1 protein-coding gene and 2 pseudogenes are annotated in these 21,734 nt (G+C 75.3%); all 3 read left to right on the top strand.

What is annotated here, in order from left to right; all coding sequences use genetic code 11:
• Nucleotides 1-10,911, top strand: a pseudogene (locus tag OG609_RS45220) (SDR family NAD(P)-dependent oxidoreductase); the annotation flags it as partial.
• Between the two features lie 110 nt (nucleotides 10,912-11,021).
• Nucleotides 11,022-20,651: pseudogene (locus OG609_RS45215) on the top strand (SDR family NAD(P)-dependent oxidoreductase); the annotation flags it as partial.
• Nucleotides 20,648-21,733: a cytochrome P450 gene (locus OG609_RS45210; RefSeq protein ID WP_327278554.1), complete on the top strand. Its 1,086-nt coding sequence runs from the start codon at nucleotides 20,648-20,650 to the stop codon at nucleotides 21,731-21,733. The pseudogene OG609_RS45215 and the gene OG609_RS45210, both read left to right, overlap by 4 nt.
• Nucleotide 21,734 lies beyond the last annotated feature (1 nt).

Raw genomic sequence — 21,734 nt, 5'->3', positions numbered from 1 at the left:
ACCCTTGACCTGCGCGCGGCCCGGCAGCGCATCCACGAGTTGGAGGCCGACCCGATCGCGATCGTCGGCACGGCCTGTCGCCTGCCCGGCGGGATCGACACACCCGAGGACTTCTGGAAGGTGCTCGCGGCGGGCGAGGAGCGGCTGTCCGGCTTCCCGGACGACCGCGGCTGGGACCTGGCGGGTCTCTACCACCCCGACCCCGACCACCCCGGCACGACCTACGTGCGCACGGGGGCGTTCCTGGAGCGCGCAGGGGAGTTCGACGCCGCCTTCTTCGGCATATCCCCGCGCGAGGCCGCCGCCATGGATCCGCAGCAGCGCCTCCTGCTGGAGACGTGCTGGGAACTGGTGGAGAACGCCGGCCTCGATCCGCACGCCCTGCGCGGCACGGACACCGGTGTGTTCCTCGGCGTCGCCCGGCACGGCTACGGCGATGCCGCGGGCTCTGCCGAGGACGCCGAGGGATACACGGTCACGGGAGTGGCGCCGTCGGTGGCGTCCGGCCGGATCGCGTACACCCTCGGGCTCGAAGGGCCTGCCATCACGCTGGACACCGCCTGCTCCTCCTCCCTCGTGGCCCTGCACCTGGCGGTGGCGTCGCTGCGCCGCGGAGAGTGCGAGGCGGCGATCGTGGGCGGCGCCGCCGTGATGGCCGGCCCCGAGGTGTTCATCGACTTCGCCCGGCAGCGCGCCCTCGCGTCCGACGGCCGCTCCAAGGCGTTCGGCGTGACCGCGGACGGTTTCGGCTTCGGCGAGGGTGTCGCGGTGCTACTCCTTGAGCGGCTGTCGGTCGCGCGGCGCAACGGGCACACCGTGCACGCCGTCGTCCGCGGCACCGGCATCAACCAGGACGGTGCCAGCAACGGCCTGTCCGCACCCAGCAGAGCTGCGCAGCGCAAGGTGATCGAGCAGGCGCTGGCCAACGCGGGCGTCGCCCCCGGCGACGTCGACGCGGTCGAGGCGCACGGCACCGGCACCACCCTCGGCGACCCCATCGAGGCCCACGCCCTGTTCGACACGTACGGCCGAAACCGCGACAGACGGCGACCGTTGTGGCTGGGCTCGGCGAAGTCGAACATCGGCCACACCCAGGGCGCCGCAGGCGCGGTCGGCATCCTCAAGATGGTGCTCGCCCTCCAGCACGAGCGGCTGCCCAGAACCCTGCACGCGCAGGAGCCCTCGCCGCACGTCGACTGGTCGTCGGGCGCGATCGCCCTGCTGGCCGAGGAGCGGGCCTGGCCGCGCGGCGAGCGGCCCCGGTACGCCGCCGTGTCGGCGTTCGGCATCAGCGGCACCAACGCCCACGTCGTCCTGGCGGAGGCCACAGAGCCCCAGGAGACCGAGGAACGTGCGACGGTGCCGCAGTCGGTGACGGAGCGCTGCCCGGTGCCGCTGGTCGTCTCCGCGCGGACCGAGGAGGCGCTGCGCGCCCAGGCGCAACAGCTGTCCGCCGTCGTCGCGGACGAGACCGTCCCCCTTCCCGATCTCGGCCTCTCGCTGGCCACGACCCGAGCCCGGCACGAGCACCGCGCGGTGGTCCTGGCCGGCTCCCGGGAAGCGGCCGTGCGGGCAATGAGTGACGTGGCGGCCGGCCGTGCGCGCGTCAGGGGAGCCGTCGAATCGGGCGGGCGCTCCGCCGTGTTCCTCTTCCCCGGCCAGGGCTCGCAGTGGGCCGGGATGGGCGCCGACCTCCTACAGTGGTCCCCGGTCTTCGCCGAGACGATCCGAGCCTGCGACGAGGCGATGGCCCCGTGGCAGGACTGGTCGGTGGCCGCGGTGCTCCGGCAGGAGCCCGGCGCCCCCGGGCTCGACCGGGTCGACGTGGTGCAGCCCGCGCTGTTCGCGGTGATGGTGTCGCTGGCCGCGCTGTGGCGCTCGTACGGTGTCGAACCGGCGGCGGTGGCGGGGCATTCGCAGGGCGAGATCGCCGCGGCGCACGTCGCCGGGATCCTCACGCTCGAGGACGCCGCCCGGCTCGTCGTCCTGCGCAGCCGTTTGCTGCGGTCCCTCGCCGGGCAGGGCGCGATGGCGGCCGTGGCGCTCGGCGAGGCGGCCGTACGCGATCTGCTCGCACCGTACGAGGGCGCCATCGAGGTGGCCGCGGTCAACGGGCCCGCCTCCGTCGTCGTCTCCGGTGAACACGAGGCCGTGCACGCCCTCGTGGCGACCTGCACCGACCAGGGGGCGCGGGCCCGGGTCATCGACGTCGACTACGCCTCGCACTCCGCGCAGATGGAGCAGGTGCGCGAGGAACTCGCCGACGCGATAGGGGACATGAGCCCCGCCCGCGCGCGCGTACCCTTCTACTCGACGGTGACCGGCCGCCCGATGGAGGGCGAGGAGCTGGACGCCGACTACTGGTACCGCAATCTGCGCGAGCCGGTGCGCCTCCACGACGTCGTAGGGCTCCTCGGTGACGCGCACCACGACGCCTTCGTCGAGATCAGCCCGCACCCGGTGCTGGCCGCGACGGTCGAGGAGACGCTCGACGCGCAGGGTCGTGAGCCGGGCGAGGCCGTGGCCGTCGGCACGCTGCGGCGGGCCGCCCCCGGCCCGGAGTCGTTCCTCACTTCCGTGGCCAGTGCCCACGTCGCGGGCGTGGACGTGCGCTGGCAGCCCGCCTTCCCCGACGCGCGGCGCGTGCCGCTGCCCACCTACCCCTTCCGGCGGAAGCACTACTGGACGTCCGCCGCCGCGCCTGCCCGCGGCGCCGGTGACGTGACCTACCGCGAGGCATGGACTCCCCTGCCGGCGCAGCCGCCGCCCACCGCGCAACCGGCCGCATCGCACGGGACCTGGCTGGTCGTCACCCCGGTTGCCGTCCCCGCCTGGGCCGCCGCGCCGCTGGTCGACGCGCTGCGCGAAGCCGGCGGTACACCGCTGGAATGCGTCCTGGCCCCGGGCCTGGACCGCGCCGAGGCCGCCGCGGCCGTCACCGCCGCCACGGCTCGCACCACCGGGCTGCGGGGTGTGGTGTCGCTGCTCGCGGCCGACGAGACGGACCACCGCGGCCTCGCGGGTGTGCCCGCAGGGGCGGTCGCCACCCTGACGCTCCTTCAGGCCCTCGGCGACGCGGGCGTCGAAGCGCCGCTGTGGTGCCTCACCCAGGGCGCCGTACAGACGCCCGGCGACGACGGCATCGGATCGTTCGCGCAGTGCGCCGTGCACGGCCTGGGCCGGGTCGCCTCCCTTGAGCTCGGGCAGCGCTGGGGCGGCGTCCTGGACCTGCCGCACGACGCCGTGGACGAGGCCCTGCTCGCCCGGCTGCCCGGCATCCTGGCGGGCGGGCAACGGGGCGAGGACCAACTCGCCGTACGTGCCGACGCGTTGTACGGGCGGCGCTTGGTGCGGGCTCACCTGCCGGCCGCCGCCGGGCCGGCCGTGCGCCCGCACGGGACCGTGCTCGTCACCGGAGCGGACAGCCCAATCGGGCAGCGGCTCGCCCGGTGGGCGGCCGACAGCGGCGCCGACCACCTCGTCCTGGTGGGCGAGGCGGACGAGGACCTGTTCGGCGCGGTGCACGACAGCACGACGACGGTCACCCGCTGCGCGGCGGACGAGGACGCCGTCCGTGCTGCCGTCGAAGCCGCCCCGCACGATGTCACCACCGTCCTGCACGCCGCGACCCGCCTGGAGTTCGGGCCGGTCCTGGAGACCGCCCCGGAAGACTTCGCGGCCACCGTGCACGCCAAGACCGGCCTGGCCCTGACCCTCGCGCGGGTCCTCGAAGGACAGCCGGTGGAACGGGAGATCCACTGCTCCTCCGTGGCCGGCGTCTGGGGCGGCGCGGGCATGTCCGGATACGCGGCCGGCAGCGCCTGGCTCGACGCGTTCGCCGCGCACCGGCGCGGCCGGGGCCACCCGAGCACCGCCGTGGCCTGGAGCCCCTGGGCCCTGCCCGGCTCCCCGGACGGCACCGCACGGCCGGCGGCGCAGCGCGGACTGCGCGCCCTGACGCCCGAGCGCGCCCTGACCGTACTGGAGTCTGTGCTGGACGCAGGGGAGAGCGCCGTCGCGGTGTCCGACGTGGACTGGCCCGACTTCGCCGCGGGCCGTCGCGCCATCCGGCCGACCGCACTGTTCGGGGAGATCGCCGAGGCGCGCGAGATACCGGAGCCCGCGGCGGCCGGCGGCCAGGGCGGCGGCCCGGCCACCGAACTGGCCGGCCGGCTGGCGGCCCTGTCACCCGCCGAACAGGAGGATCTGCTGATCGGCGTGGTCGGCGAGGCCACCGCGGCCGTCCTCGGACACGACAGCGCACGCGACGTCGACGGGCGGCGGGCGTTCACCGAACTGGGCCTGGACTCGCTGGGCACCATGCAGCTGCGCAAGCGGCTCGCCGCCGCCACCGGCCTGCGCCTGCCCGCCTCCCTGGTCTTCGACCACCCGACCATCACCCGCCTCGCCCGCCATCTGCTCTCCCTGCTGGTCACCGGAGCCCGCCGGGAGAGCACCGCCGAGGCGGCCGGCACCCCGCGGGCCGGCGAGCAGGAGCCGATCGCCATCGTCGGCATGGGCTGCCGCTTCCCCGGCGGCATCGGCTCGCCCGACGAGCTGTGGCGGGCCGTCGCCGACGGCCGGGACCTCACGGGCGGCCTGCCCCGAGATCGCGGCTGGGACCTGGGCGCCCTCGTCCACCCCGACCCCGACCACCCCGGCACCAGCTACGCCGACCGTGGCGGATTCCTCACCGATGCGGCGGGCTTCGACGCGGACTTCTTCGGCATCACCCCGCGCGAGGCCCTGGCGATGGACCCGCAGCAGCGGCTGATGCTCGAGGTCGCCTGGGAGGCCGTGGAACGGGGCGGCATCGACCCCGACCTGCTGCGCGGCAGCCGCGTCGGCGTCTTCGTCGGATCCAACGGCCAGTCGTACATGCCCCTTCTGGAGAGCGAGGCCGCCCGGGCCGAGGGCTACCAGGGGCTCGGCAACTCGGCCAGCGTGCTGTCCGGCCGGCTCGCCTACGTCTTCGGCTGGCAGGGCCCGGCGATGACGGTGGACACGGCGTGCTCGTCGTCCCTGGTGGGCATCCACCTGGCGATGCGGGCGCTGCGCAGCGGCGAGTGCGCCATGGCCCTGGCGGGCGGGGTCACCGTGATCTGCGACCCGTACACGTTCGTGGACTTCAGCAGGCAGCGCGGCCTTGCCGCCGACGGGCGGTGCAAGCCGTTCGCGGCGCAGGCGGACGGCTTCGGCCTCGCCGAAGGCGCCGGCGCGCTGCTCCTCGAACCCCTCTCCCAGGCTTTGGAGTCGGGGCACCCCGTGCTCGCGGTGCTGCGCGGCAGCGCGGTCAACCAGGACGGCGCGAGCAACGGTCTGGCCGCGCCGAACGGTCCCGCTCAGGAGGCCGTCATCCGGCAGGCGCTCGCCGACGCCCGGCTGTCGGCGGCCGACATCGACGTGGTGGAGGCACACGGCACCGGCACCCGGCTCGGTGACCCGATCGAGGCCGGAGCGCTGCAGGCGACCTACGGGGCACAGCGGCAACGGCCCCTCGCGCTGGGCTCGGTAAAGTCCAACATCGGCCACACCCAGGCTGCCGCCGGTGTCGCCGGAGTGATCAAGACGGTGCTCGCGATGCGGCACGGCGTGCTCCCGCGTAGCCTGCACGCGGAGGAACTCTCCCCCGAGATCGACTGGTCGGCGGGGACGATCGAGGTCCAGCGGGAGAACGAGGACTGGCCGCGGGGTCCGCGGGTGCGCCGGGCCGGGGTCTCCTCGTTCGGCGTCAGCGGCACCAACGCCCACGTCGTCCTGGAAGAGGCCCCGGCAGAACCGGCCCCCACCGGCGACCCGGCCCAACTGCCCACGGGCGGCGCCCTGGCCGCGGACGCCGTGGCGCTCCCGCTCTCGGCCCGGACGCCGACCGCGCTGGCCGCGCAGGCGCGTGCGCTGGCCCACCTGCTGCGCACCTCACCGGAGATCTCCCTGGCCGACACCGCACGCACGCTCGCGGCAGGCCGGGCCCGGTTCGAGATCAGGGCCGGGGCACTCGCCGACGACCGGGAGGCGGTGTGCGCGGCCCTCGACGCCCTGGCCGACGGTGAGGCCGGGGCGGACGTGGTGCCACCGCGCGCGGCGGCCGACCGCAGGGCCGTGCTGGTCTTCCCCGGCCAGGGCTCGCAATGGACCGGCATGGCCCGCGACCTGCTCGGACACTCGGAGGTCTTCGCCGCGTCGATGGCGGAGTGTGCGGCGGCGCTCGCCCCGTACACCGACTGGGACCTGCTCGCCACGTTGCGCGGCGACGGGCCCGAGGACGCGTTCGAGCGGCCCGATGTCGTCCAGCCCGTGCTGTTCGCGGTGATGGTGTCGCTGGCGCGGCTGTGGCGGGCCCACGGGGTGGAACCGGCCGCCGTGGTCGGCCACTCGCAGGGTGAGATCGCCGCCGCCTGCGTCGCCGGAGCCCTCACCCTCGACACCGCCGCGAAGATCGTGGCGCTGCGCAGCAAGGTGCTGCGCGAGCTCAACGGGCAGGGCGGCATGGCCTCGGTCACCGCCACGCCCGACGCGCTCGAGGCGGCCCTGGCACCGTGGGACGGCCGGCTGAGCGTGGCCGCGGTGAACGGGCCGCGCTCCCTCGTCGTCGCCGGACAGGCCACCGCCCTCGACGAGTTCCTCCGGTCGCCGCGGGGCGAGGGAATGTCCCCGCGGCGGATCGCCGTGGGCTACGGCTCCCACTCCCCGCAGGTGGAACAGATCGAACGGCGGCTAGCCGACGAACTGGGCACGATCGACTCCCGGTCCGCCGCCGTGCCCTTCTGCTCCACCGTCACCGGCGGCCCGCTCGACACCGCCGGGCTCGACGCGGCGTACTGGTACCGCAATCTGCGCGGGACAGTCCGCCTCGACGAAGCCGTACGACACCTCATGGACCAGGGCTTCGACACCTTCATCGAGGTGAGCCCGCACCCGGTGCTGCTCCCGGGCATTGAGCAGACCGCCGACGACCTCGGCCGGGACGTCGTCACCTTCGCCTCCCTGCGCCGGGGCCGCCCCGGGCCGCGCACCTTCCTGCGCAACCTGCTGGAGGCCCGCGCCGACGGCCTGCCCGTCGACCTCGCACCGGCTGTGGGGCCCGGCGGCACGGCGGCGCCGCTGCCGACCTACCCGTTCGAGCACACCTCCTTCTGGCCGCGGCCGCGCCGTACCCTCGCCGACGCCGCCGCACTGGGCATGGACCCCGTGGCCCACCCCGTCCTGTCCACGGCGCTGGAGACGCCCGACGGCGGACACGTCCTGACCGGGCGGATCGTGCTCGGCGACCAGCCGTGGCTGGCCGACCACGCCGTCGGCGGCGAGACGCTCTTCCCCGGCAGCGCGCTGGTCGACCTGGCCCTGACGGCCGGCCGGCACGCGGGCACGCCCGCCGTCGAGGAACTGGTGCTCTGCGCCCCGCTGGTGCTCGGCGCGGCGACCGCCGTGCGCGTCACCGTCGGCGCCCCCGAGGAGCACGGCACCCGCACCGTGGACGTGCACGCCCGCGACGCGCGCACCCCCGACGCGCCCTGGACCCGGCACGCGACCGGTGTCCTCGGCGAGGCCGCGTCACCGCCGGCGGCCCCGGCGGCCTGGCCGCCGCCGGACGCCCGCCCCATCGACCTCGACGCGGCCTACACGCGCCTGGCCGAGCGGGGTTACGCCTACGGGCCCGCCTTCCGGGCGCTGCGCGCCGCGTGGCAGCGCGGCGACGAGGTGTTCGCCGAGGCCGAACTCCCCGCTGCCGCAGGGGACGAGGGGACCGGCGACGACGGCTACCCGCTGCACCCCGTCCTCCTCGACGCCGCGGCGCAGACCCTCGGCCTGAGTTCCCTGGCCGACCGGGAAGGGGCGTTCCTCCCCTTCTCCTGGAGCGGGACCAGCCTGTACGCGTCCGGGGCCACGGCCGTGCGCGTGATGGCGGCCCCGGCCGACGGCGCCGCGATGAGCCTGTCGGTGACCGACCCCACCGGAGCGCCGGTGGCCCAGGTCGGCGCCGTGACCGTGCGCCCGGCCGGCGCCGCGCCGCGCCACGGCGACGGCGAGGAAGCGGGCGCCGACGACCTCTATCGGCTGTCCTGGCGCCCCCTGCCGGAGACCGGCGGCACGGTCGTGCGCTGCGCGACCGTCGGCGGCGGCCTGCCCGGCCTCGGCAAGGACCACCCGGACCTGGCGGCCCTGGCGGCGGCGGTCGCGACGGGCGAGCCGGAACCCGAGGCCGTCTTCGTGCACTGCCGTCCGTGGCGGGCCGCGGACCCGGCCGCCTCCGTACGTGAGAGCGTGCTGCACGCGGCCGGACTCGTCCGTCAGTGGCTCGACGCACCGGAGCGCTCCGGCCGCCTGGTCTTCCTCACCCGGCACGCCGTGGGCGCCGGCCCCGCCGACACGGACGCGGACCCCGCGCAGGCCGCGGTCTGGGGCCTGGTCCGCTCCGCACAGGCCGAGTCGCCGGGGAACTTCGTACTCGTCGACAGCGACACGGACCCGGCGGCCCTCGCCCGGTTCCCCGCCGTGCTCGACCATCCGCAGGTGGCGCTGCGCGGCGACCTCGCGCTCGTGCCGCGCCTGTCCGCCACCCGCGGCGCGGCGGCCCTGCTGGCGCCCCGGACGCCCGCCCGCCTGGAGCCCGCCGGCACCTCCCTGGACGCCCTCTCCTTCGCGGCGGCGCCGGACGCCGGGCGGCAACCGGGCCCCGGCGAGGTGCAGGTCGAACTGAGGGCCACCGGCGTCAACTTTCGCGACGTCCTGATCGCCCTCGGCATGTACCCCGGTGCCGCCGTCATGGGCACCGAGGGCGCCGGGGTCGTCACCGCCACCGGACCGGACGTCACCGGCATCGCGGTGGGCGACCGGGTCATGGGCCTGTTCGAAGGCGCCTTCGGACCGGTGGCGGTCACCGACCACCGCCTGGTGGTCCCCGTCCCGCGGGGGTGGAGCACCACCGAGGCCGCCGCCCTGCCCATCGTCTTCACCACCGCCCACTACGCGCTGCACGACCTCGCCGGTGTGCGGCCCGGGCAGAGCGTCCTGGTGCACGCCGCCGCCACCGGCGTCGGCATGGCCGCGGTCCGCCTGGCCCGCCTCGCCGGGGCGGAGGTCTTCGCCACGGCCAGCCCCGCCAAGCACGACATCCTGCGCGGACTCGGCCTCGACGACGACCACATCGCCTCCTCCCGGGAGACGGGGTTCGGCGAGCGGTTCCGGTCCGTCCGGGACGGCCGTGGCATGGACGTCGTGATCAACTCGCTGACCGGCGCACTGCTCGACGAGTCGGCCCGTCTCCTCGCGGAGGGCGGGGCGTTCGTCGAGATGGGCAAGACCGACCCGCGCGCCCCGGAGCACTTCCCCGGGCGCTACCTGCCCTTCGACCTCGCCGAGGCAGGTCCCGACCGGCTCGGCGCGATCCTGGCCGAGGTCGCCGCCCTCGTCGCCGACGGGAAGGTCGGCCGCCTCCCGGTCACGGCGTGGCCACTGCAGCGGGCCTCGGCCGCGCTGCAGCACATGAGCACGGGGCGGCACACCGGAAAGCTGGTGCTCGTCCAGCCGGCCCCGCTCGACCCCGAGGGCACCGTCCTGGTCACCGGCGGCACGGGCACCCTGGCACGGCTCCTGGCCCGCCACCTGGTGACCGAGCACGGGGTACGCCACCTGCTGCTGCTCGGCCGCCGGGGGCCCACCGCACCGGGAGCGGCGCAATTCGCTGCGGAACTCGGCGAGTTGGGTGCGACGGTGACCACGCTCGCCTGCGACGTCTCCGACCGCGCCGCGCTCGCGGCCGTACTCGACGGCATCCCGGCCGACCACCCGCTGACCGGCGTCGTCCACACCGCGGGGGTCCTCGCGGACGGCCTGGCCGCCTCCGTGGAGCCGGACACGCTGGCCGAGGTCCTCGCGCCGAAGGCTGACGCCGCCTGGCACCTGCACGACCTCACCGCGCAACGGGAAGTGAGCTTCTTCGTCCTGTTCGGCTCCGGTGCCTCCGTCCTGGCCGGTCCCGGCCAGGGCGCGTACGCTGCGGCCAATGCCACGCTGGACGCGCTGGCCCGCCACCGGCAGGCGCGCGGGCTGCCCGCGACCTCCCTCGGCTGGGGCCTGTGGGAGGAGGCCAGCGGCCTGACGGGCGCCCTCGACGAGCGGGACACGCGGCGGATGGCCCGGGCGGGCATGCGGCCCCTGCCGACCGCACGCGCCCTGGCCCTGTTCGACCTCGCGGTCCGGCGCGGCGACCCGGTCCTGTTCCCCCTGCACCTGGACACCTCCCGGCCGCAGGACCCGGACGGTGTGCCCGAGGTGTTGCGCGGGCTGCTGCACACGCCGTTGCGCAGGGCCGCCCGCGAGCAGGCCGGCGGCGACGGGCTCGCCGCGCGCCTCGCGCCGCTGCCGCGCCCCGACCGGCTCACCGCCCTGACGGAGGCCGTACGGGTTCAGGCCGCCGCCGTCGCCGGATACGACACGGCCGAATCGGTGGCGCCGGGGCGGCAGTTCAAGGACCTTGGCTTCGACTCGCTGGCCTCGGTCGAGCTGCGCAACCGCGTGGGCACCGCGGTCGGCCTGAAGCTGCCGAGCACGCTCGTCTTCGACCACCCGACCCCCGAGGCGGTGGCCGTCTACCTGGACGGACGGCTGTTCGTGGACGCGCCCGGCGCCTCGCCCACGGATCCGAGCCGCCGGGTCATCGAGCACCTGAACGCGCTGGAGGCGGCGCTGGACGGCTGGCACGACGGCACCGGGTCCGGCGAGGCCGCCGAGGCCACCGAGGAATGGGCAGGTCGACGCAGGTTGATCGAGGCGCGGTTGACCGCCCTGCGCGGCAGGTGGAGTGCCACCGGCGGCGGGGAGTCCCGTACGGCCGTCGACGTCATTGATGACGTCGACGACGAGGAACTGTTCGAACTTCTCGATCAGCGGTTCAGTGAGGGGAAACGATGAGCGGGGAGCAGGAGACCACCGAGGGCAAGCTGCGCCGCTACCTGCGGCGCACGGTCGGGGACCTGGAGGCCGTCAGCGCACGGCTGCGGGAGACCGAATACTGGGCGGGCGAGCCGATCGCGATCGTCGGCATGGGCTGCCGGTTCCCCGGCGGCGTCGACAGCCCCGCCGCCCTGTGGGACTTCCTCACGGCGGACGGCGACGCCGTCTCGGGCCCGCCCGCCGACCGCGGCTGGGACACCGCCGAAGCCGACGCACGCAGCGGCGGGTTCCTGCACGACGCCGCCGGCTTCGACGCGGACTTCTTCGGCATCTCGCCGCGCGAGGCGTTGGCCATGGACCCGCAGCAGCGGCTGCTCCTGGAGGTCGCCTGGGAAGCCCTGGAGCGCGCCGGCTTCGACCCCGCGTCGCTGGCCGGCACCGCCACCGGGGTCTTCGCCGGGGTCGGCGCCGTCGACTACGGGCCGCGCCCCGACGAGGCGTCACCGGACGTCCTCGGCTACCTGGGCACCGGCACGGCCACCAGTGTGGCCTCCGGCCGGGTGGCGTACGCGCTGGGTCTCGAAGGCCCGGCGCTGACCGTGGACACCGCCTGCTCCTCCTCCCTCACCGCGACCCACCTGGCCATGCAGTCGCTGCGCCGCGGGGAGTGCACGACCGCGCTCGCGGGCGGTGCCACCGTCATGAGCACCCCCGGCGCGTTCACCGAGTTCCACAGCCAGGGCGGGCTCGCCGCGGACGGCCGGTGCAAGCCCTTCGCCGAGGCCGCCGACGGCTTCGGACTCGCCGAGGGCGTCGGCCTCCTCGTACTGCAGCGGCTGTCCACGGCCCAGCGCGAAGGCCGCCGGGTGCTGGCCGTGCTGCGCGGCTCGGCGGTCAACCAGGACGGTGCCAGCAACGGCCTCACCGCCCCCAACGGCCCGGCGCAGCAGCGGGTGATCCGCCAGGCGCTCGACGATGCCCGGCTCGGCCCCACCGACGTCGACTATGTCGAGGCGCACGGCACCGGAACCACCCTCGGCGACCCGATCGAGGCACACGCCCTGCTGGAGACCTACGGCGCCGGGCGGCCCGCGGACACCCCGCTGTGGATCGGCTCGGTGAAGTCCAACATCGGCCACACCCAGGCCGCCGCCGGTGTCGCGGGCCTGATCAAGACGGTCCTCTCCCTCCGGCACGGCCTGCTGCCCCGCCTCCTCCACCTCGACGCTCCCTCCTCGCGTGTCGACTGGGAGACGGGCGCCGTCGTCCCGCTCACCGAGAGCAGACCGTGGCCGCGCAGCACCCGCACGCGGCGCGCGGGCGTCTCCTCGTTCGGCATCAGCGGGACCAACGCGCACCTCCTCGTCGAGGAGGCACCGGAAACCGCCTCGGCCCCCGAGAGCCAGGGCCCGGCCCCCGAGAGCCAGGAAACGGGCCCGTATCCGCTGCTCCTGTCCGCCCGGACCGAGGACGCCCTGCGGGACCAGGCAGGGCGCCTCGCCGCCCACTTGGAGCGGCCCGACGCCGCCCGGCTGCCCGACGCCGCCCTCACCCTCGCCACCCGGCGCACCGCGTTCGCGCACCGCGCCGTCGTCGTCGGTGACCGCACGGACGCCCTGGCCGCCCTGCGCGCCGTCGCCGGGGAAGAGCCGCACGCGAAGGCTGTCACCGGCCCGGCCCGGCCCGGCCGCAAGGTCGCGATGGTCTTCCCCGGGCAGGGCTCGCAGTGGGCGGGGATGGCCGCCGAACTGCTCGTCGCTTCGCCGGAGTTCGCCCGTTCCATGCGGGAGTGCGAGCAGGCACTCGCCCCCCACGTCGACTGGTCGCTGACCGAAGTGATCGCCGAGGGCGCGCCCCTGGAGCGGGTGGACGTCGTCCAGCCCGCGCTGTTCGCGGTGATGGTGTCGCTGGCCGCGCTGTGGCGCTCGTACGGTGTCGAGCCGGCCGCGGTGATCGGGCACTCCCAGGGTGAGATCGCGGCCGCCTGCGTCGCCGGCGCCCTGTCCCTGGAGGATGCCGCGGCGGTGGTCGCCGTGCGCGCCAAGGCGCTGCGGTCCCTCGCCGGCACCGGTGGCATGGTCTTCCTGGCCCGCACCGAGGCGCAGGCCCGGACGCTGCTCGCCCACTACGGCGGCGCCCTGTCGATCGCCTCGGTCAACGGCCCGGGTTCGGTCGTGGTGGCCGGCCCCCGCGCGGACCTGGACGCGCTGCTCGACGCCTGTGCGGCCGACGGCGTCCGGGCGCGGAACATCCCGGTGGACTACGCCTCCCACTCGCCCATGGTTGAGCCGCTGCGCGAGGAGCTGACGGCTGCCCTCTCCGGTGTCGTCGCCCGGTCCGCAGCCGTGCCCCTGTACTCCACGACGACCGGCGAGCCGATCGACACCGCCCTCATGGGCGCCGACTACTGGTACCGGAACCTGCGCGATCAGGTGAGGTTCGAGACGGGGACGCGCCTGCTGGCCGAGGCGGGCTTCGACGCCTTCGTCGAGGTGAGCCCGCAGCCCGTCCTCACCGCCGGCATCGAGGCGACCGTGGAGGCGCTGGGCGCCGACGCCGCTGTCCTCAGCACCCTGCGGCGGGACGCGGGGGGCGCGGACCGGTTCCTGGCGGCGCTCGCCGAGGCCCATGTGTGCGGCATACGGGTCGACTGGCGGCCCGTGCTGCCGGACGCCGCCGTGGCCGAACTCCCCTCCTACCCCTTCCAGCACCGCTCGTACTGGCACACGGCACCCGGCCGCCGCGCCGAACCCGCCGACCAGGGGCGGCGCTACCGGGTGGAGTGGAGGGACGCCGCGTGGCAGGCGGCACCGCCCACCGGCCACGTGCTCCTGGTGACGGGCCCTCATGTCCCCGACGCCTGGCACGCCTCGGTCCGCACGGCCCTCAAGAGCGCCGGTTCCACGGTCGACTCCGTCGACTGCGGCGGACAGGGACGCGGTGCGACGGCGGCAGCCGTGCGCTCGGCCGCCGGGGAACCGACGGCCGTGGTCTCGCTGCTCGCCCTGGACGCCGCCGATGACGGAACCGCCGACGTACCGCAGCTGCCTGCGTGGCGGACCTTGACCCTCGCCCAGGCCCTGGGCGACGCCGGCGTCGAGGCGCCCCTGTGGGTGCTGACCCGGCGCGCCGTGACCGTGAGCGAACAGGACGGCGAGCCGGACCCCGCGCAGACGGCGGTGTGGGGTCTTGGCCGGGTCATCGGCCTGGAACACCCCACGCGCTGGGGTGGGTTGATCGACCTGCCCGCACCGGACGAGGACCTCGTGGCACCGCTGGCGGCGGTCATTGCGCGGCCACGGGACGAGGACCAAGTGGCACTGCGCGCGTCCGGCGCCCAGGTCCCCCGGCTGGTGCCCGCCCCGGCCGACACCTCCGCCCCCTCCGCAGCCGACGCCCCCGCTGCGGCACGCGGCCGGTCGCCGCGCGGCACGGTCCTGGTGACCGGAGGCACCGGCGGCGTCGGCGCCCATGTCGCACGCCGCCTGGCGGGCGCGGGCGCCGCACATCTCGTCCTCACCAGCCGTGGCGGGCCCGACGTTCCGGGCGCCGACGAACTGGCCGCGGACATACGCGCATCGGGCTCCGGAGTGACCCTGGCCGCTTGCGACGTCACGGACCGGGCCGCACTGGCCGCGCTGCTCGCCGCCGAGCGGGAGGCGGGCCGGAGTGTCGACGCCGTCTTCCACGCGGCCGGCGTCCCGCAGTCCACGCCGCTCGATGACATCACCGAGGAGGAGTTCACGCACGTCACCGCCGCCAAGACCGCCGGGACGGCTCACCTCGACGAACTCTGCCAGGACGCAGCCGAGTTCGTCCTGTTCTCGTCGAACGCCGGAGTGTGGGGCGCGGCCCGGGCGGGCGCCTACGCGGCGGCCAACGCCTTCCTGGACGGCTTCGCGCAGCGGCGTCGTCACCGTGGGCTGCCCGCGGTGTCCGTCGCGTGGGGGCTGTGGGACGGACCCGGCATGGCCGGTGCGGCGGGCCAGGACTTCCTGCACCGCCAGGGCGTACGGCCGATGCCGCCCGAGCAGGCCCTCGCCGAACTGGACACGTGCCTGGAGCGTGACGAGGTCTGTGTCTCCGTCGCCGATCTCGACCGGCCCGCGTTCCTCGACCTCATGGGCGCCGCACGGCACCGCCCGCTGTTCGACGAGCTCGCACCCGCCGCGCCCTCGGCGGGGGAGCCGACGGAGGAAGCGCGCCAGGGCCGCTCCCGGCTGCACGAGAAGCTGCTGCCGCTGTCGGCCAAGGAGCGCCGGGGCCACCTGCTGCACCTGGTGCGGGGCGAGGCGGCCGCGGTGCTCGGGCATACGGACGCCAAAGCCGTCGACCCGGACCGGGCCTTCAGGGACGCCGGGTTCGACTCGATGACCGCGGTGCAGCTGCGCAACCGGCTGACCGCGGCGACCGGCCTGCGCGAGGCGTCCACCCTCGTCTTCGACCGGCCCAACGCCACCGCTCTCGCCGACTACCTGCTCGATCGGCTGTTCGGCTCCGAGCAGTTCCCGGCCGACGAGCCGGACCCGCGGCCCGCTGCCGGTGCCGCTGCCGGTTCCGTGGGGGACGAGGACGACCCGGTGGTCGTCGTGGGGATGGCCTGCCGGTTCCCCGGCGGGGTCAACTCCCCTGAGGGCCTGTGGGAGTTCATCTCCGCAGGCGGCGACGCCGTCTCGGAGCTTCCCACCGACCGGGGCTGGGACCTCGACCGCCTCACGGACGCAGCCGCCGACGGCACGGCAGGCCCCCGCTACGGCAGCTTTCTCGATGCCGCGGGGGACTTCGACCCGGCGTTCTTCGGGATCTCGCCGCGTGAGGCGCTGGCGATGGACCCGCAGCAGCGCCAGGTGCTCGAGGTCACCTGGGAGGCGATGGAGAACTCCGGCATCGACCCGCGCTCGCTGCGCGGCAGCGCCACCGGCATCTTCCTGGGCGCCGCCTACCAGGGCTACGGCCACGGGGTCGAGCTCCCCGAAGGCAGCGAGGGCTACCTCCTCACCGGCGGCTCACCCGCCGTCACTTCGGGGCGGGTGGCGTATGTGCTGGGGCTCGAAGGCCCGGCGTTGACGGTGGACACGGCGTGTTCGTCGTCGTTGGTGGCGTTGCATCTGGCGGCGAGGTCGTTGCGGGACGGTGAGGCGTCGCTGGCGGTGGCCGGCGGGGTGTCGGTGATGGCGGGCCCCGAGGTGTTCACGGAGTTCGCCACACAGGGCGCGCTGGCCGCCGACGGACGCTGCAAGGCCTACTCCGAGCAGGCGGACGGCTTCGGCTTCGCCGAGGGCGTGGGTCTGGTGGTGCTGGAGCGGTTGTCGGACGCGCGGCGCAACGGGCATCAGGTGCTTGCGGTGGTGCGGGGGAGTGCGGTGAATCAGGACGGGGCGAGTAATGGTCTGTCCGCGCCCAGTGGTCCGGCCCAGCGGCGCGTGATTCGTGGGGCGTTGACGAGTGCGGGGTTGTCCCCGGCGGATGTGGATGTGGTGGAGGGGCATGGGACGGGGACGGTGCTGGGGGATCCGATCGAGGCGCAGGCGCTGCTGGCCACGTATGGGAGGGATCGGGATCATCAACGGCCTTTGTGGTTGGGGTCGTTGAAGTCGAACATTGGGCATGCGCAGGCGGCTGCGGGGGTGGCCGGTGTGATCAAGATGGTGCTGGCGTTGCGGCATGGGGCGCTTCCGGCGTCGTTGCATGCGCAGGAGCCGTCGTCGCATGTGGAGTGGTCTGCGGGTGGTGTGGAGGTGTTGCGCCAGGCGCGGGCGTGGCCGGTGGTGGCGGGTCGTCGGCGGCGTGCGGGGGTGTCGGCGTTCGGTGTGAGCGGGACGAACGCGCATGTGATCGTGGAGGAGCCGCCCCGGGCGCCGGTTCGCCGCGAGGCGGGCTCGGTGGGTGTGCTGGAGGCGGCGGGTGTGGTGCCGCTGGTGCTGTCCGCGCGTACGGACACCGCCCTGGCCGCCCAAGCAGGCCGACTGACCACCGTGTTGACGGGCGCGGACGAGTTGGCGGACGTCGGCCGCTCCCTCGCCACCGGCCGCACTCACCACGAGCGGCGCGCCGTCGTCCTGGCCGAGGGCCACGAGAGGGCACAGGACCTCCTGGAACGACTCCAGGAAGGGCTGCCGGCCCCCGACCTCCTCACCGGTGTGGGTGGTGGGGGGCGTCGTGTGGTGTGGGTGTTTCCGGGTCAGGGTTCGCAGTGGGTGGGGATGGGGCGTGGGCTGTTGGAGGTGCCGGTCTTCGCCGAGGCGTTGGGGGAGTGTGACGCGGCGCTGGCGGAGGTGGGGGGTTTCTCGGTGGTGGATGTGGTCCGTGGTGTCGAGGGTGCGCCGTCCTTGGAGCGGGTCGATGTGGTGCAGCCGGTGTTGTTCGCGGTGATGGTGTCGTTGGCGCGGTTGTGGCGGGCGTGTGGTGTGGAGCCGGATGCGGTGGTGGGGCACTCCCAGGGGGAGATCGCGGCGGCCTGTGTCGCGGGGGCGTTGTCGTTGCGGGACGCGGCGCGGGTGGTGGCCCTGCGCGCCCGCGCTCTGGCCGACCTGCGCGGCCACGGCGCCATGACCTTTGTCTCGCTGTCCGAGGACCGAGCGCGGGAACTGATCGCCGACTGGCCCGAGCGCATCAGCGTCGCCGCGGTAAACTCCCCGGCCTCGGTCGTGGTGGCCGGTGACCCCGAAGCGCTGACCGCGTTCGAGGAGCGCTGCGCCGCCGACGGCATCCGCGCCCGGCGCATCCCCGTCGACTACGCCTCGCACACGCCCCACATGGAGCGGGTCCGCGAGCGCGTCCTCACCGACCTGGCCGGCGTGACCGCGCGGCCGTCCGGGACGCCGCTCTACTCCACGCTGCGCGGCGCACGCTGCGACACCGGCGTCATGGACGCCGCGTACTGGTACGACAACCTCCGCTCCCCGGTCCGCTTCGAGGAGGCGATCGACGCCGCCCTCGCCGACGGCTACGACACCTTCGTCGAGGTGAGCCCGCATCCGGTGCTCACCACCAGCGTCCAGGAGACCGCCGAGCGCTCCGGGAGCGGGGCGCTGGTCCTGGGCAGCCTCCACCGGGACGCGGGGAGCCGGCACTTCGTGCGCGAACTCGGCCGCGCCCACGCGGGCGGGGTGCCCGTCGACTGGGCTGCTGTCTTCCCGGACCGTGCACCCGTGCCGCTGCCCAACTACCCCTTCGAGCACAAGCGTTACTGGCTGGCGCCCGAGATACCCGACCGGGTGGCCGACTGGCGCCACCGCGTCGAGTGGCGGCCCTTCTCCCCGGCCGCGGCCCCGCTCACCGGCCGGTACCTGGTCGTCGGCTCCGGCACCGACCCGCGGCAGGACACCGTGGTCCGGGCCGTCGAGGAGGCCGGCGGCACGGTGCTGCGACTCACGACCGACGCCGTGGCGGCCCAACGGGCCGGACTCACACAGGAGTTGCGGGAGTCGGCGCCGCAGATCACAGCGGTGATCTCGCTGCTCGCCCTGGAGGCGGAGGAGGACGACGACCTGCGGGCCGTCACTGCCACCCTCGCCCTCCACCAGGCGCTCGGCGACGCGGATGTCGGCGCGCCCCTGTGGCTGGTGACGCGCGGGGCCGTGGCGGTCGACGAGGCCGAACCGGCCGACCCGGCGCACGCCATGGTCTGGGGGATCGGACGGGTGATGGGCCTGGAGGCCCCCGAGCGCTGGGGCGGCCTGCTCGACCTGCCCGAGCAGCTCACCGAGCCCGTACTGCACCGGCTCACCGCCTGCCTCGCGGACGCGGGCGACGAGGACCAGATCGCGCTGCGCGAGACCGGCTGCCACGTCCGGCGCCTCGTCAGAGCCCCCCTCGCGCCCGGCGCGACCCCGTGGCGGGCCACCGGCACGGCGCTGGTCACGGGCGGCACCGGCACCCTCGGCGGGCACGTCGCCCGGCACCTCGCCGGCACCGGGACCGACCACCTGGTGCTGGTCGGCAGGTCGGGCGGACAGGCACCGCACAGCGCGGAGCTCGAGGCGGAACTGACCGCCCTGGGCGCCCGGGTGACCTTCGCGGCCTGCGACGTCACCGACCGCGGCCGGCTGACGGAACTGATCGAGGGACTGGAGCGCCAGGGGGAGCGGATCGGGACGGTGATGCACCTGGCCGGCGTCCCCGACGGCCGGGCGGTTGCCGACCTCGACCCGGAGGAGTTGGCGCGCGTGACCCGGGCGAAGACAGTCGGCGCCCGGCTCCTGGACGAACTCTGCCCGGACGCCGAGACGTTCGTGCTCTTCTCCTCCAACGCGGGGGTCTGGGGCAGCGGCCTGCTCGGCGCCTACGCCGCGGGCAACGCCCACCTCGACGCCCTCGCGCACCGGCGGCGGGCCCGGGGGAAGGCCGCCACCAGCATCGCCTGGGGGGCCTGGGCGGACGGCGGCATGGCCGACGCCGACCTGCCCGGGCTGATCCGCCGCGGGCTGCGCCCGATGGCGCCCGACAAGGCGGTCCGGGCCCTCCAACAGGCCCTGGACCAGCGGGACATCTGCATATCGATCGCGGACGTCGACTGGAACCGGTTCGCCGTCGGTTTCACCGCCGCCCGCCCGCGCCCGCTCATCGAGGACCTGCCCGACGCCGTCCGGCAGGCGCCCGCCGCGTACGCAGAGGACGGGCCCGGACACGGCCCCACCTGGAAAGAACGGCTGTCCGGCCTGCCCGCCGACGAGGCCGAGGCGACGCTCGCCACGTGGGTCCGCGCACAGGTGGCGGCCGTGCTCGGCCACCCGGACCCGGAGGCGGTGGAACCCCACCAGCTCTTCACCGAGCTGGGGTTCGACTCCCTGACGGCGGTGGGGCTGCGTAACCGGCTCCAGGAGGCCACCGGTCTGGCTCTGCCCACCACCCTGGTGTTCGACCACCCCTCCGTCACCGACGTCGCGGCCCACCTGCGGCCCCTGCTCACGTCCGGAACACCGCAGGCCCCGGCCACCGCCGACGGCGGCATGCTGCGCACCCTCTACGAGCGGTCCGTACAGGAAGGACGCTTGGACTCCTACCTGGAGCTGCTCGGTGAACTGGCCGGCCACCGGGACCGGTTCGAGGCTCCCGAGGACCTGGCCGCCCCGGTCGACCTCGTGGACCTGGCGGCCGGTCCGGGACAGCTCCGGGTGATCTGCTGTGCCGGTACGGCACCCGTGGCGGGACCGCACGAATTCCTCCGGATCGCCGCCGCCCTCAAGGGCAGGCTGCCGGTGTGCGCGCTGCCGCAGCCGGGCTACGAGCCGGGCGAGCAGTTGCCCGCGTCGATGGCGGCGGTCCTCGGCGTCCAGGCGGACGCCGTCCTGAAATCGGCGGACGGCCCGTTCGTGCTCGTCGGCCACTCTGCGGGCGCTCTGATGGCGTACGCCCTGGGCGCCGAACTCGCCGACCGGGGCCGCCCGCCGCAGGGCATCGCCCTGATCGACGTCTATCCGCCCGGACGCCAGCAGGCGGTGCACGGCTGGCTCACCGAGCTGACCGACACGATGTTCGGCCGCGAAGGAGTGCGGGTGGACGACACCCGGCTCACCGCGCTGGGTGCGTACCACCGCTTCACCCGCGTCTGGCGGCCGCGGGACCTCGGCGTACCGACGCTGCTCGTCCGCGCCACCGAGGCGCTGGGGCAGTGGCCCGAGGACGAGACCTGGCAGTCCACGTGGCCGTTCCCGCACGACTGCGCGGACGTGCCCGGCAACCACTTCTCGATGGTGCAGGAGCACGCCGGGGCCGTCGCCGACCGCATCCACACATGGACAGGGAACCTGGCATGACAACCACAGACCGAAGCCGGCTCGGCAGCCGGCTCCAGATGGCCCGCGGCTGGTACTGGGCCTTCGGCGTGAACGGCGACCCGTACGCGATGCTCCTGTGCGGGCAGGACGACACACCGGGCCGCTGGTACGAGCAGATCCGTTCGGCCTCCGACGGGCTTTTCCGCAGCCGCTGCGGGGCCTGGGTCGTCACCCGGTACGCCGCCGCCGCTCAGGTACTGCGCGGCCCGGGGTTCACCCGGGCCGCGGGCGAGGCGGCCGCGGACTGGGCGCGGCCCTTCCTGGACGCGCGGCCGGCCGCGGGGTCGCCGCCCGCGGCAGTCGACGAACTGGTCCTGGAGCACCGGCAGGTGGCGGCGGAGGCGGGGGCGCGCTTCGATCTGCTGCGGGACCTGGCGCGCGAGACACCGGCCCGCGGCGTCACCGCGCGCCTCGGCCTGACCGGCGAGGACGCGCGGCGCGTCGCCGCCCTGCTGCGCTCCAGCGCCCCGGCATTGGACGCCCGGCTTACCCCGCAGCCGCTGGCCGTGACCGAACGGACCGTGGCCGCGCTGGCCGACGTGCGTCAACAGGCGGGCGCCGAGGGCGTCTGGGCGGCCGCCGGCTGCGAGATGGCGGCCAACACGGTGACCAACGCCGTGCTCGCCACCCTCCGCACCCCGGGACTGGCCGGCCGCCTCGCCGACGACCCGGACCTGGCGGACCGCATCGTGGCCGAGACGCTGCGCACCGCGCCCCCCATCCATCTCGAAGTCCGCCACGCCACCGCCGGACAGACGGTCGGGGGGATGGCGGTCGCGGAGGGCGATGAGGTGGTGGTGGCTGTCGCGGCGGCCAACCGCGACCCCCAGGTGTTCGCCGACCCCGACCGGTTCGACGTGGACCGCGCGGCCGCACCCCCGGCCCTGACCTCGGGCCTGGGCCACCCCGACGGACTGGACGAGTTCGCCGCCCGGCACGCGGCCGCGGCCCTGCGCGCCCTCGCCGATGTGCTGCCCGGCACGGCACTGACGGGCCCTGTGGTCCACCGCCGCCGTTCGCCCGTACTGCGGGGCATCAGCCGGTGCCCGGTCGAGATCTAAG

This window comes from Streptomyces sp. NBC_01224 (assembly GCF_036002945.1).
Classification (GTDB): Bacteria; Actinomycetota; Actinomycetes; order Streptomycetales; family Streptomycetaceae; genus Streptomyces.
This window is presented reverse-complemented; position numbering and strand designations above follow the sequence as displayed.